This window comes from Chryseobacterium sp. 3008163 (assembly GCF_003669035.1).
GTDB lineage: Bacteria > Bacteroidota > Bacteroidia > Flavobacteriales > Weeksellaceae > Chryseobacterium.
The window spans coordinates 1240017-1253932 of sequence record NZ_CP033070.1 but is presented as its reverse complement, the minus strand read 5'-3'; the positions used below and the strand labels follow the sequence as shown (position 1 = coordinate 1253932).

15 protein-coding genes and 1 pseudogene are annotated in these 13916 nt (G+C 35.4%); 5 read left to right on the top strand and 11 right to left on the bottom strand.

Annotated features, from left to right (window positions below; genetic code table 11):
* Positions 1-24 precede the first annotated feature (24 nt).
* Positions 25-933, bottom strand: a complete 909-nt coding sequence (locus EAG08_RS05610; protein WP_129534605.1) for an NAD(P)/FAD-dependent oxidoreductase — start codon at positions 931-933, stop codon at positions 25-27.
* Between the two features lie 84 nt (positions 934-1017).
* On the opposite strand from EAG08_RS05610, the gene EAG08_RS05605 reads away from it, so the two are divergent.
* On the top strand, positions 1018-1392 hold the full coding sequence (locus tag EAG08_RS05605) for a Fur family transcriptional regulator (protein ID WP_129534604.1): 375 nt from the start codon (positions 1018-1020) through the stop codon (positions 1390-1392).
* Between the two features lie 4 nt (positions 1393-1396).
* Here the strand turns inward: EAG08_RS05605 and EAG08_RS05600 are convergent.
* The 5 genes and pseudogenes from EAG08_RS05600 to EAG08_RS05580 all read right to left on the bottom strand — a co-directional run bounded on the left by EAG08_RS05600 (position 1397) and on the right by EAG08_RS05580 (position 6396).
* Positions 1397-2187: pseudogene (locus EAG08_RS05600) on the bottom strand (SDR family NAD(P)-dependent oxidoreductase).
* A 187-nt stretch (positions 2188-2374) separates the two neighbouring features.
* A complete protein-coding gene (locus tag EAG08_RS05595) occupies positions 2375-2818 on the bottom strand; it encodes a TetR/AcrR family transcriptional regulator (protein ID WP_228446783.1) in 444 nt (147 codons plus the stop codon).
* A 103-nt stretch (positions 2819-2921) separates the two neighbouring features.
* On the bottom strand, positions 2922-3626 hold the full coding sequence (locus EAG08_RS05590) for a hypothetical protein (protein WP_129534603.1): 705 nt from the start codon (positions 3624-3626) through the stop codon (positions 2922-2924).
* 109 nt (positions 3627-3735) lie between these two features.
* A complete protein-coding gene (locus EAG08_RS05585; protein WP_129534602.1) occupies positions 3736-5448 on the bottom strand; it encodes a S41 family peptidase in 1713 nt (570 codons plus the stop codon).
* Between the two features lie 51 nt (positions 5449-5499).
* A complete protein-coding gene (locus EAG08_RS05580) occupies positions 5500-6396 on the bottom strand; it encodes a hypothetical protein (RefSeq protein ID WP_129534601.1) in 897 nt (298 codons plus the stop codon).
* 105 nt (positions 6397-6501) lie between these two features.
* Between EAG08_RS05580 and pafA the strand changes: the two genes are divergently transcribed.
* Positions 6502-8145, top strand: a complete 1644-nt coding sequence (gene pafA, locus EAG08_RS05575) for an alkaline phosphatase PafA (RefSeq protein WP_129534600.1) — start codon at positions 6502-6504, stop codon at positions 8143-8145.
* A 112-nt stretch (positions 8146-8257) separates the two neighbouring features.
* On the opposite strand, the gene EAG08_RS05570 is transcribed toward pafA, so the two are convergent.
* The 5 genes from EAG08_RS05570 to EAG08_RS05550 form a co-directional block, all read right to left on the bottom strand.
* Positions 8258-8575 carry a barstar family protein gene (locus EAG08_RS05570; RefSeq protein WP_129534599.1) on the bottom strand — a complete coding sequence of 106 codons (318 nt, stop codon included), beginning with the start codon at positions 8573-8575 and terminating at the stop codon, positions 8258-8260.
* A 77-nt stretch (positions 8576-8652) separates the two neighbouring features.
* Entirely contained in the window at positions 8653-9264 is a 612-nt protein-coding gene (locus EAG08_RS05565) for a matrixin family metalloprotease (protein WP_129534598.1), read from the bottom strand.
* Positions 9251-9733: a ribonuclease domain-containing protein gene (locus EAG08_RS05560; RefSeq protein WP_129534597.1), complete on the bottom strand. Its 483-nt coding sequence runs from the start codon at positions 9731-9733 to the stop codon at positions 9251-9253. The genes EAG08_RS05565 and EAG08_RS05560 overlap by 14 nt, the downstream gene beginning before the upstream one ends.
* A gap of 98 nt (positions 9734-9831) precedes the next feature.
* Positions 9832-10626, bottom strand: a complete 795-nt coding sequence (nadE, locus tag EAG08_RS05555; RefSeq protein ID WP_129534596.1) for an NAD(+) synthase — start codon at positions 10624-10626, stop codon at positions 9832-9834.
* 13 nt (positions 10627-10639) lie between these two features.
* Complete coding sequence (locus EAG08_RS05550; protein ID WP_129534595.1) at positions 10640-11167, bottom strand: GNAT family N-acetyltransferase; 528 nt, start codon at positions 11165-11167, stop codon at positions 10640-10642.
* A 122-nt stretch (positions 11168-11289) separates the two neighbouring features.
* Between EAG08_RS05550 and EAG08_RS05545 the strand changes: the two genes are divergently transcribed.
* From EAG08_RS05545 to EAG08_RS05535, 3 genes are all read left to right on the top strand, one after another.
* Positions 11290-12276: a gliding motility protein GldB gene (locus EAG08_RS05545; RefSeq protein ID WP_129534594.1), complete on the top strand. Its 987-nt coding sequence runs from the start codon at positions 11290-11292 to the stop codon at positions 12274-12276.
* 23 nt (positions 12277-12299) lie between these two features.
* Entirely contained in the window at positions 12300-12626 is a 327-nt protein-coding gene (gene gldC / locus EAG08_RS05540) for a gliding motility protein GldC (RefSeq protein ID WP_129534593.1), read from the top strand.
* A gap of 130 nt (positions 12627-12756) precedes the next feature.
* On the top strand, positions 12757-13896 hold the full coding sequence (locus tag EAG08_RS05535) for a cystathionine gamma-synthase (protein ID WP_129534592.1): 1140 nt from the start codon (positions 12757-12759) through the stop codon (positions 13894-13896).
* Positions 13897-13916: the final 20 nt, after the last annotated feature.

The window sequence follows — 13916 nt, the reverse complement described above, 5'->3', positions numbered from 1 at the left end:
TTGATTGAAGAATCTATCCTTGATCTAAAAACAATCCGTCACCAATTCCATATTCACCATTGCGCCAGCTACATTTCCTGTCATCACAGCGTTGGAAACCGAACGCATCATCGAAGAGTTGTCACCACACACGAAAAGACCGGGAACATTTGTTTTCTGAAACATATCTGTTTTGATATGACCCATTTCTGTGAGCTCGCAACCTAAACTTTCAGGGATATCAGAATGTTGCTGAAAAGGAAAAGCTCCATAAACCGCTTCAAAATCGATTTCTTTTTCATCATCAAAAACAAGGCTTTTTACATACCCATTTTCATTTTTCAACTCTGAAATTTCTGTTTCAATAATGTCAATCTGATTGTTTTTAAGTTTTTCCAATTGTTCAGAAGTGAAATTGGCTTTTCCTCTTGTCATAATCGTAACATTTTCTGTCAGATTTTTTACTAAAGAAGCGATGTGAACAGCCTTATCTCCATTCGCAATAATTCCAGTTTTCTTGCCTTTGTATTCATAACCATGACAATACGGACAGTGAATAAGAGAAATTCCCCATGACTCTTTAAAACCTTTGATATTTGGAACTTCGTCAACAATTCCGGTAGCAACAATCAGTTTTTTTGAACTAAATCTTTCACCGTTTTCTGTTTGAATTTCAAATCCAAAATCTGTTTTTTGAGCTGAAATTGCTTTTCCATTATAAAACTTTACCGTATCATATTCTTCAACCTGACTTTTAGCTATTGTTGAAATTTCGGCAGGTGAACTTCCGTCATGAGTCAGAAAATTATGCGAATGAGGTGTTTGTTCATTACAAGGTTTTCCGCTGTCGATAACTAAAGTTTTCCTTAAAGATCTTCCTAAAGCCATTGCGGCAGATAATCCTGAGTAGCTTCCCCCGATAATGATAACGTCGAATAAATTAGGCTGTTTCATATGATATAACTGATTTTTCTTGTTTAAATTCTTGCCAAAGTTAGAATAATTTTTTATTATTGCAACGTAATCGCATTAATAAAAATGAAACGAAGAAGTACACCTACCAAGGAAGCCGTTCTTACATTGCTCACCAACACCGGAAAGGCAATGAGTCAGGATGCCATTGAGAAAAAGATAGAACTAGATATGGATCGGGCAACGATTTATCGTGTACTCAACCGTTTTTGTGAAGACGGAATTCTCCACCGCATCGTTGCAGAAGATGGTAAACAGTATTTTGCAGTTTGCATCAAATGTGAAGAAAAGAAACTTGCAGACCATCATTTTCATTTCAGATGTACGAATTGTCTGACGATAGAATGTATGCCGGTTCCGGTGCAGTTTTCTTTACCACAAGGATATCAGGTAGCAACTGTAAATTGTATTTTGACTGGCGTTTGTAAAGATTGTGCTTAGGACTTTATATAGTTTTCAAAACGCCACCATCTGCTCTCAGACTTGCTCCGTTTGTCGCAACAGATAATGGACTAGAAAGATAAGTTGCAAGATTGGCAATTTCTTTTGGATTAATAAATCTTTGGAGTAAAGAATCTGGATTGGTTTGTTGTATGATTACAGCTTTCATCTGATCTACAGTGATGTTCTGAACTTGTGCAAAATGTTCTACGGTTGCAGCTACACCATCAGAATAAGTCGGTCCGCCAAGGATGGTATTGACAGTGACTTCCGTGCCTTTGGTTAATTTTGATAAACCGTTGCTGATTGCCATCATCGAAGCTTTTGTCATTCCGTAATGGATCATATTTCCCGGGATGTTTACTCCAGATTCACTGCTGATGAACAAGATTCTTCCCCAGTTTTTTTCCAACATTTTGGGCATAAGCTTTCTTGATAATTTTATGGAGCTCATCACATTCACTTCAAAAATATGATACCAGTCTTCATCGGAAATAGTTTCAAAATTTTTCAGCTCAAAAATTCCGACATTATTAATTAAAATATCAATATCATTTAGCTGTTCAAGCAAATTGTTTACTTCATTTTTATTGGAAAAATCGGCAGGAATTCCTGAAACTTTTGCGTCAGGAAATTGTTCTGTTAGTTGTAAAACTGCTTTTTCAGTTTTTTCTTTTGTCTTCCGTTGATGATGACTTCTGCGCCTTCCTGTAATAACTGTTGCGCGATTGCATATCCAATTCCCTGTGTTGAACCGCTGATAAATGCTTTTTTTGATGTTAATTCTAAATTCATTGTAACTAAATTTTATTTTTGTAATGATTAATCCAAAAATAGATAAAAAAATTAGCTGAGAACAGCCAATTGCATTTCTATTTGTTGAGACAAGATTTTTTTATCGGGATACATTCGTCTTAGGGTATTCAGGCCGCACCAGAAAGTGATGAGGTATTTTCCTAAAATAGATGCCTCGGTTTTATTTTTAATTCTCCTTTTCTTGAGCTTCTCGGATCGCTTTAGTGTACATTTCTTCAACTTCTTTAAGGATTTGTACGGCTTCCTTTTCCAGATTCTCATCAATGTAAGTCATTTCTACAACTGTATTTGCGATGATGCAACCTTTTAAATGAGCAGGTTCGTTTTCATCAGCAATTGCCCGGAAGAAATCTTTAATCAGTTCAATGGGGGTGTTATTTTTCTCCAGATTATTTTTAAATTCAGCAAAAGCCAGTCTTCTCTGGTTGATTACTTCTTTGAAAACCTGCTTTTTTCCCCCTTTAAAAGTGTTGTAGAAACTTCCGCTTCCTGCTCCGGTAACGGTTAGCAGGTCATTCAGTGAAGTCGCAGTATAACCTTTTTTCCAAAAAATATCCTGTGCCTTATTAATGAGTTCTGCATTGTCGTGAATGTTGGGTCTTCCTCTCATTTTATTTATGTAATGATCGATACAAAATTAGCAAAAATATTTTTATAAACAATATTTTCATAAAAAAAACACATTGAAATGTGTTTTAATATTTGGAATAATTTTAATTTTTGTCTTTTAAAGAATCTACTTTCGGTTTTTCTTCGACAATAGACATTTTATTTTCAAAAGGTTTAGCTTCTAAAACTGTAATGCTGGTCTGTTCTTTTCCAAGATTGTATTGTACGAAAACGGTTTTTTCTGTACTGCGGATGATGTAGGTGTTTACGTTTTTCCAGTTGTTGCAAGAGTGCATATATCCTAAATTATATGCTTCTGGATCTTCTTTTTTCAGGCGTTCTTCTTCACCTTCTCTCAGCGGTTCGCCGGTATTTATTTTTACACCACCCACATTTTTTATCAGCTCATCAAAACTCTTCTGAATCTCGAGCGGAGAGAATTTTTTGTCTTTAAATTCCTCAGATATTCTTATTTCTGCTTTAAAGGTTTTGCCTTCCATTGCAGTGTACGTTCCGTGGTCATAGAAATATTCTTTATCAAAATCTTTGGTTTGTCCGTTACCATGATATAAGCTGGGGTCGGTAAATGCATAACCTTCCGGAAGCTTAAAATAAGGGAAAGTTCCATGAAATTTATTGGTCACAGGAATTTTACTGATGTTATAACCCGTATCCGAAATTGCTTCTCCTGAGTTATCTGTAACGGAAGTCAAAGTGGTAGAATCTTGCAGAGGTGCCGGTTTCTCTTTTTTATTGCATGACCACAAAGTAAGTGCCACCAAGGCATTTAGTAAAAGGGTATTCTTCATAATTCAATCAATTGAGAGGTGTCGTTATGCTTTTCTGTGGTAGCAAAATTGATGCTAAAGAGAGTGAATACTATTTAAAATTATGTTAAATAGTAAATGAGGTGATTAATTATTTCAAATCATTCAAAACCCTTTCAAACTCTAAATCTTTTTTATCTAAAATATCCTGGTCTTTATATTTTATCAATTCATTGATTCTGACCCCTGTTTGCTGGGTTTGGGAGTTGTCTGGGTAAAAGATTCCGTTTCCTGTAAATTCTAAAAGGTAATCTCCGGGTAGTTTTACTTTCACCAAATCACCGTCTCCACCGGAAGTTTGTTGGCCAATGGTTAATGATTGAGGAAATATTTTCTGTAAACTCATAGAATACCATTCGCTTGCACTTCGGGTTTCAGGATTGACGAGAATGAAAACTTTTCCTTTGTAACTGTGTGCTGTTTTACCGGGAATTGAAGGGAAATAATCGTAATCCTGATAGGTAAATGTTCCGATGTTTTTTAAATTGGGTTTGTAATATTTTCCAAAATAATTTTCAGCAGGCGAGAAGTATTTATAGATATAATGATATGGAAAACCACCCCAATCCGGATAAGCTCTCATGTCAAAAACAATCGCTTTTTTCTGTGAAGCATTGCCTAAAATACTATCCATCTTCGCATCTATCTTGTCGTCATCTACATTATTAATAAACCCTAATGTTTCATTAATTTTAAAGTAGGCAATATCCTTATGAGTTATTTTGCGGCTTTCTAACTTCTTGATTTTCTCTTGAAGATAATTTACAATAATCTCATACTTTTCCTTATTGGAAGTGTCGATCATATCAATTTTTGTAGAAACTTTCTTGTTACTCCTAGCTGATTTTAGTTCTAAAGTTTTTTGTGGAAGATCATCGGGCCAGATGAGATTATTTTCATATTTCGAAAGAACATATACCAACTTTTCTCTGTTTGAAGTAGATAAAAGTTCTCCTTTTTCTTTAATGATTTGAGAAATGCCTTTCCCATTGATGGATGTGGTTTTGTCGCCCACGTTAATTTGAGCTTTTGAACAGAGTTCAGGTAAAATAAGATGCGTTACCAAAATGTGATCATCGACAATCTGAAAATCAAATGGTGCAAGATAGGTCATGTGATAAATATCTTTCTTGTAATTCAGCTGTTTGTAAAAGCTAAACGCATGGCTGTCTTTAAATTTTGAAACCAATTTAGCTAATATAACTTCAAAATCTTTTCTCGAATTTACTTTTGAGTTTTCATCTAAACTATTCTTGAAATATTCATCAAAGCCTTTGTCCATGATATACTTATGCGGGAAGAGGTAATCTACAACTCCCTGTATTTTCGCCAGAGCCAACAAACGATATTCTAAAGGCAAATTTTCGGTTTTTGGAAAAGAGTATTCTTTTTCATCACTGACCAGCTTACCTTTTGGCAGGTTTTCAAAATTGTATCGATGCTTATAAATATTGTTGAGCAAATCTTTATTGCCGGCGCTTATTTTTTTGTTCTTCCGAAACCAGTCAAAATTCTGATTCTGCAACATCAGATCCTTTGAAGTCTCAGCGGGAGCAGATGTGACGAAATTTTTATTCAGCTTCGACGTTAATTTATTGATGACGGCATTGAAATCATCATCAGTATTGATACCTTTTACATTTGCCAAAAACAAACTGTCGGCATTTACTTTTCCGCTGGCGAGATCGGGATGATAATATTTAATGAAATTCCAGGTTTTGAAAAAGATGTATTGTTGTTCGGTTTGTGCAGAAAGTGTTTGCTGAAACAATACTATTGTAAACAGTAAAATAAGTCTTTTCATAATTTAATAATGATTAATAAAGGGAAAATTAAAGTTTTTGAGCAAATTCTCTCATATAGTCCGCTGACTTTTTTTCATAATTTTCATCAAACATATCCATTTCGTCTTTTTCTTAATAATCATCTTTAAATCATCTCGCTTTGAGAGATCGGCAATTTTCTTCATTAAGAAATTTCCACTCCAAAAGAAGTCTTTTTCAGCTTTTTTAAAATGTATCGTCAAAAAATTGAGAACTTCAGGGTCATCTTCTTTTACAATTAAATCAACCAGTCCGAGATCAGTATATTCGAATTTATTTATTTTAAAAAAGAGGTGTCTCAGCTTTTGTACCTGATCATCATTTAACTTGAAATTTCTTGAAAATGTTTCTTTTCTATCATCATAAAATGACATGAAATCGCTCTCAGGAGAAAGTTCGTAAAGTCCTTCCCATCTTGTAGATTTCTCAGATGCGCAAAGAATTAGCCAATCTACTGTTTTGTTTCTCTTTACTTCTTCATCCTTTATTTCTAAAATAGTTTTCATTTCGAGGATACGGTTTCTGTAATGAGAAAATTCTTTACCGTTAATATGTTTTGCCCCGTAAGAGAGTGCATGAGTGCTATAGATATTTTTTCCTTTTTCTTTATCTAAAAACGCCAATACTGTTTGTCCCTTTTCATAATGTGCGGGCATCGGGCACGAATATTCTGGCGAAAAATAGACTTCTACATTTTTTGTATTGCTTATTTTGCCCTGTAAAACTTCATAGATTGTAATAACGGCAATGTGAGATTCGCTCCAGTCTTTTAATGATTCTTTATTTTCTTTAACTGCAGTCACCTTTCCATATACAATATTCTCGGATTCTATAATAAGATTTCTTAACGGCCTTGGAGAAATTGGATAAGCTAATAAATGATGACAGAATAGCAATAACGCAAACAGATAGAAAAATCTAAGTTTCATTGGATGTAGTTTTTATTAAATCTTATAACGGTTAAATTTAAATAAAATTTCACATACCAAAACTTTGAAAACCCGTAAATTTGTGGTCACAAAAAAAGTTATTCAATGCTAAGGAAAATTACGATTGCTGCAGTTACTTTCATTTCTTTAATGACGGTGAACGCTCAGAAAAGCAAAAAATCACAGTTGGAAAGACCAAAATTGGTAGTAGGTTTGGTAATCGATCAGATGAGGTGGGATTATTTGTACCGTTTTCATGACAAATATGGCGATGATGGTTTCAAAAGATTGCTGAATAAAGGTTTTTCTTTTAATAATGTAATGATTCCTTATGTTCCTACGGTTACGGCGATTGGACATACCACCATTTATACAGGTTCAGTTCCCTCCATTCATGGGATAGCCGGAAACGATTGGACAGACAAAGCAACCGGAAAAAATGTATACTGCACAACGGATGCTGACGTAAAAGGTGTAGGAACAAATGATAAGATTGGTGGTCATTCGCCAAAGAATCTTTGGAGTACCACAATTACCGATCAGTTGAGAATTGCAAGTAATTTTCAATCAAAAGTAGTTGGAGTTTCATTGAAAGACCGAGCGTCTATTTTGCCGGCAGGTCATAATCCGACCGGAGCTTTTTGGTTTGATGAAACGAACGGGAATTTTGTGACAAGTTCTTATTATATGAACAGTTTGCCGGATTGGGTAAACAAGTTTAACGATCAGAAATTAGCTGAAAAATTAGTTGCTAACGGATGGAATACGTTATTGCCCATCAATCAATACACAGAAAGTACAAGAGACGATGTGCCTTGGGAAAAACCTGTGGGAACTGCTAAGAATCCAACTTTTCCTTACAGCAATCTTGCCGCTGATTTTGCAGTAAATAAAGGGGTTTTAAGAACTACACCATTTGGAAATACCTATACTTTAAAGTTTGCTGAAGCTGCCATCGATGGATATCAGCTGGGTGCAGACCCCATCACAGATTTTCTTGCCATCAATGTAGCGTCTACTGATTATGTAGGTCACGCATATGGCCCCAATGCAATTGAAGTAGAAGATACGTATCTGAGACTGGATCTTGAATTGGCAAATTTCTTTAAAATGCTTGACAAAAAAGTAGGAAAGGGCGAATATCTTGTTTTTCTTTCGGCAGATCATGGTGGCGCTCACGCTGAGGGTTTCATGAAAGAAAATAAAATGATGACCGGATTTTTTGATGATGGTCTAGAGAAAAACCTCGGTGCAGAATTAGAAACAAAATATGCTTCAAGTAAACTGATTTTAGGGATTGATAATTATCAGATTTATCTTAATCACCAGTTGATTACAGAAAATAAATTAGATGAAGTTGCCATCAAAAAAAGCATCATTGAAAATCTAAATAAAGATCCACGTGTTTTATATGCGGTTGATTTGAAAGATGTAGCCAATGCACCTATTCCTGAGCCAATTAAAACCAGAGTAATCAACGGATACAACTGGCAGCGAAGTGGTGATATTCAAATCGTTTCTCACGACGGAATGCTACCTACGTATGCTAAAAAAGGAACAACGCACAGTGTCTGGAATTCTTATGATGCACACATTCCTCTTATATTTATGGGTTGGAAAGTTCCGCACGGCGAAAGCAATGCTTCGCATTTTATGACCGATATTGCACCCACAATCGCACAGTTTTTGAGAATTGAAAACCCAAGCGGAAATGTAGGACAACCATTAATGGAAGTTTTAGGAAAATAAGATTTTAAATATATACAACAGAATCGGGCGCAGCTTTGCTGCGCCCGATTCTGTTTGATAATGATTTCCTCTATAGGAAACCTTGAAGGTTTAATTCTGTCGTAAATAATTTTTACTCAGTTGTTTCATCTTCATCAGAAGCCTCTTCTTCATCGTCATACTGTTCCAGATAATATGCAAAAGAAAAATCTTCCACATCATCTTCCGTGTCTTCTAAAGTAGTAAGTAAGTCCTCGAAGATTTCTAGCTGATCTACACTCATATTTACAAATTCTAAATGCAGAGGCATTTGCAGTTCTCCGGAAATCACATCTGAAAGTGCATCAAGATTATCCCCAAAATGAGCGGGAAGTTTAATTTTTTCTTTAAGCTGAGTATAAAAATCTTCGTAATCTCCAAGGTCTGCGAAGTCGATGTATGTTGTATTCATAGTTTTATTTTTATTAAGATTGATAAAGGTAGGATTTTATGTCATTGCGAGAAGCGTAGCGATGAAGCAATAATGTGCTACTCAAACTTCCAGTTCTTAGTTTTTAAAAAGTTCTTACAGTCGTTACAAAAGTCAGTTTCTTCGTCAGTATGATTTTTACCTTCCGCATCTCTCATAAAGCAAGATTTTTCCGGACAGTGTTCAAGACCTTGCGTATGCCCAATTTCATGTATTGCCACTTTGAAAAACTGTTCGTTTCTGTTGTTTTTATTTAACCTGAAATTGGATGCAACGCATGATTTTCCAGGTCGATACCCTAATCCCATGACTCCGAAATCTTTTATTGCGCCTTTTGTCGTGCTGATGTCTTTTGTTGTTAAACCAATTTTTACAAACCCTTTTTCTGTATTTTCACTTAAAATTTTAATAATAGAATCTGCTCTGTACCGGTTTCTGTCTTTATAATAAGCTTCTTTCGGTAAATCAATTGCATCTAGAATTTTTACATGCGGATAAATATTTTTGATTTCATCTGCAACAAATTTCGTAGTTGCAGAATTCATATCCTTGAAGGGTTGAATCAAAATAACGACCTCTTTATCATCCCTGAAAAGATTGGTCTTTTTATCGCTGCATGAGAAAATTAATAAAAAGATAAATGTGAAAAGTAACCAATTACTGCTTCTCAAAACTCTTGTAATGATTTTTAGTTAAATAAACCTCGCCATTTTTAGTGAAAACAATTCGGTCGCCATTTCTGTTTCCACAGCTGTAATTAACGTCAGCTTCAAAGTATTTCACCCCTTTCGGTAGATTTCCTTCTCGGTTTCCAAAGTAATCTCCACCAATTGCTTTTCCGGGAAGAACTTCACAAAGATTTCCCTGAGAAGGATTCCATCCCGCTTTTTTGGCTTCATTTTTTGTAATGTAATAATCAGGAAGCTGATGGTTTTGTTTGACGTAATTAATTACTGTATTTTCTTTGGTAAGTTCATCAATTGCTTGCCTGTCAGATTGGCTTTTTGAAGCTTTCGAAGCATTCTCAGTTTTAGTTGAGGCTTTCTTCTCAGCAATAAAATTATTATAAATATACATCACCGACATTCCGAAAAGAAGTCCTATGCAGGCAAAAAGTACCGAACGTATTTTAGAATTCATAGTTAAAATTTTAATGTACCAATGTAACAATCTAGCAATGTACTAATCCAGAAATATTACAACTCATTGGTAAACTGTTATATTGGTAAATTGTTAAATTAATCAACCCTCCATTCTTCCGGAATATCGCACACTGGTATGGGATTGATTTTATGCTGTGCCGCTTTATTCATTCTGCTGAAAATCTTAAACACTTCCAAATCTCTTCCGTTGTAGTCTGCTTCTGTTTTAGTTCCCCATTCTTTTTGGATTTTTTCTAATTCAGGGTAGGTTGCGCCAATCTGCATTTCGTCGGTTCTTTCAGCATCCCAAAGTCCGTCGGTCGGAATTGCTTCCTGAATGTTTTTAACTAAGTTTAAAGCTTTCGCCAATGCATAAACTTCAGTTTTATAAAGATCTGCGATAGGAGAGACGTCTACACCACCATCGCCGTATTTGGTGTAAAAACCAATCCCGAAATCTTCCACTTTATTTCCTGTTCCACAAACCAAAAGTCCGTTGATTTGTCCATAATAATAGAGAGTAAGCATTCTCAAACGTGATCTTGTGTTGGCAAAAGCCAGTTTCTCGTTAGGGAATTCGTCGTCGTGAACATCAAAAGTTTTGTACAATTCCTCAAATGCTGGCGTAAGATTCACAGACATGGCTTCAACATTCGGAAATTTAGATTTTAAATCATTCATGTGTTCCCAGGCTCTGTTCACCTGATCTTCTTTTTGGCGAATCGGCATTTCGATGAGCAAAGTTTTCAAGCCGGTCATTGCTGCCAAAGTAGAAACTACACCAGAATCTACGCCACCGGAAACTCCCAATACATACCCTTTAACCCCTGATTTTTCGGCATAATCTTTTAGCCACTGTACGATATGATCTATTACTTTTTGTGTCTGCATTGTATATTTTTTATTATTTAAAATTTTCTTTTTTAAGTTCGTACCAAAAGCAATGGTCTCCTTCATCAATGAAGGTTTCTTTTTCCTCGAAACCTAATTTTCTCAAAACATGATTTGATACTTCATTCTCTACATCAGCGTAGGCAAAAACTTGGTCAAGCTTCATTTCGTTAAAAGCATAATTCAAAACGGCAATAGACGTTTCTGTAGCATAACCTTTTCCCCAATACTCCGGTGTGAAACGATAGCCAAGATCGTGAATATTCTGATGATTGTTGATTTCTTTAATCAGTTTTAAACCGCTCCAGCCGACTAGTTTTCCGTCTTCTTTTCGAATGACTGCCCATCTTCCGATTCCGTTTTCTGTATATTGATTTCGGATGCTTTCAATCATTTCTGCACTTTGGCTGATGTCGGTTAAAGGTTGTATTCCAACATATTTTACGACTTCCGGATTGCTGTCCATCGCAAAAAAAGCTTCAACGTCTTCGGGAACGATCTCTCTTAAGATCAATCTTTCGGTTTCAAGATAAATATTCATCGTTTGTATGGTCTTATTTTAAAGATTTTAATATAATTTTTATAGCCACAAAAAAATCCTTTTTCGGCATAAGTTTATATTTATATCCTTATTTTTGTAAACTTAAATTTCATGTAAAAATAATGAAGATTTTTAGAATTGCCGCACTTTCATGCCTTTTAGTTTTAAGTTTGAATTCTTGTAAAAAAGAACAGGAAACTGATTGGAAAGTAGAAATAAAAAATCCTGCCGAAAAGGTAGAGGTTACCGATATCTCAAAAGAGTTTTATGACCAAAATGTTTCGTTGGAGCAGTTCACGGCAAAGTTTCCTTGGTTTCAGGGCACCGTTCCTGATGAGGATTTTGGCAAGAGAAGAGCAGATGCACAAGAAGTAAAAATCTACAAAGAAGCGATTGGCAAAATTGATCAGAAGAAATTGCAGAATGAGCTTCAGGATTTGTTTTCGCACATCAAGTTTTATTTTCCGCAGTTTAAAAGTCCAAAGGTTTTCCTTTTTTCATCAGCTTTACAGATGGTTCAGGAGCCACTTTTGTATGATGATAAAACAAATTTCCTGTTTATTGATATTACAGGATTTATGGGAGACAAAAATCCAAACTATAGAGGTTTGGAATTGTATTTTCAAAAATCAATGAACCCAAGTAATATCGTTCCGAAAGTTTCAAGAATTTTTGCCGAAAACATTGTTCCGTATACGGGGAATAGTCAGAAATTCATTGATTTGATTGTTTATAATGGTAAAATAATGACTTTACAAGATGCATTTTTACCCGAAACTCCGGATTATCTGAAAATGGATTACACGAAAGAGCAATATGATTGGTCAGCTGCAAATGAAGCCAATATTTATAATTATTTTGTTGAAAATAACCTGATTTTTGGTGATGATCACCGATTAGCAGAACGTTTCATTGCTCCCGGGCCGTTTTCAAAATTTTACACAGAAATTGATAACAACTCTTCACCAATGGTCGGAATTTACACTGGATGGCAGATTTGCAGAGAATATTTAAAAAAGAAACCTGAAACAAAACTAGTAGATTTCCTAAAAATGGACGCTACACAAATTTTTAATGAAGCAGGTTACAAACCGAAATTAGAAGAATAATAAAGTTTAGAAAAAATAGAAAAATGAGAAAGACTCAAATAACGATAGATGTAGAGCTGGATGAAAACCACATTCCTGAACTAATCACTTGGAATGCTGCAGATGGCGGAGTAGAGAAAGAGGAAACAAAAGCAGTAATGATTTCCGTTTGGGACGAAAAAGCATCGGAAGCTCTAAGAATCGATCTTTGGACAAAAGAAATGCCGGTTGATCAAATGAAAATGTTTATGCACCAGATTCTTATCTCTATGGGAAGCACCTATCAAAGAGCAACAGGCGAAGATGATGTAGCAGCATGGATTGAGCAGATTGCTGAAGAATTTGCGGTGAAATCAGCGATAAAAATGTAAATAAACCATAGGCTGTAAGCAGTAAGCGGTAAGCTTTTTGCATGCAGCTTATCTTTTTAATAATATTTAAGTTTTAAAGCAATAAAATAAAGCCTATTGCCTAAAGCTTAAAGCCTAAAGCAAAAATATTATGAATTTTAATACAAAAGTTATACACGGAGGACAACATCACGAATCTGCAACAGGTTCTGTGAATGTTCCTGTTTTTTTAACATCAACTTTCGCACAAAAAAGTCCGGGAGTACATTCGGGATACGAATATTCAAGAGCGGCAAACCCTACAAGACAGGCTTTGGAAGACTCTTTGGCAAGCATTGAAAACGGAGCGAGAGGTTTAGCTTTCGGTTCTGGTTTAGCTGCTATCGACTGTGTTTTAAAATTATTAAATCCAGGCGACGAAGTTGTTGCTGTGGATGATTTATATGGTGGAACGTACAGAATGTTTACCAGACTTTTTGAAAAATATCAGTTAAAATTTACGTTCGTGAATTTTGATGATGTTTCTAAAATCGCCGATGTTATCACTGATAAAACTAAATTGATCTGGGTGGAAACTCCAACCAATCCATTGATGAAATTGGTAGATATCAAAGCAGTTGTAGAAATTGCAAAAGGACAAGATATTTTGGTTGCAGTTGACAATACATTTGCAACACCATATCTTCAAAGACCAATCGATTTGGGAGCTGATATTGTAATGCACTCTGCAACGAAATATTTAGGTGGTCACTCTGATGTGATTGCAGGAGCTTTGATTGCTAAAGATGCTGAGTTGGGTGAAAAACTTCATTTCATTCAGTTTGCAAGCGGTGGAATTTTAGGCCCTCACGATTCTTATTTGGTGTTGAGAGGAATTAAAACATTGGCATTAAGAGTTCAAAGACATTCAGAAAACGGAATGGCTGTTGCAAAATATCTTGAATCTCATCCGGCAGTTGCGCAGGTAATTTACCCAGGATTGGAATCTCACCCGCAATATGAACTAGCAAAATCTCAAATGAAAGATTTCGGAGGAATGGTTTCTTTCACTTTCAAATCGGGTAAAAAAGAAGATGCGATTAAGTTTTTAGAGAAAGTGAGAGTGTTCACTTTGGCTGAATCTTTGGGCGGAGTAGAATCTTTGGCTAATCATCCCGCTTTAATGACCCACGCTTCCATTCCTGCTGAAAAACGTGCAGAATTGGGAATTACAGATGATTTAGTTCGTCTAAGTGTCGGAATTGAAGATGCGGAGGATCTGATTGCAGATTTGGAGAAAGCATTCTCTTAAAATAATAAATTATAAGCATC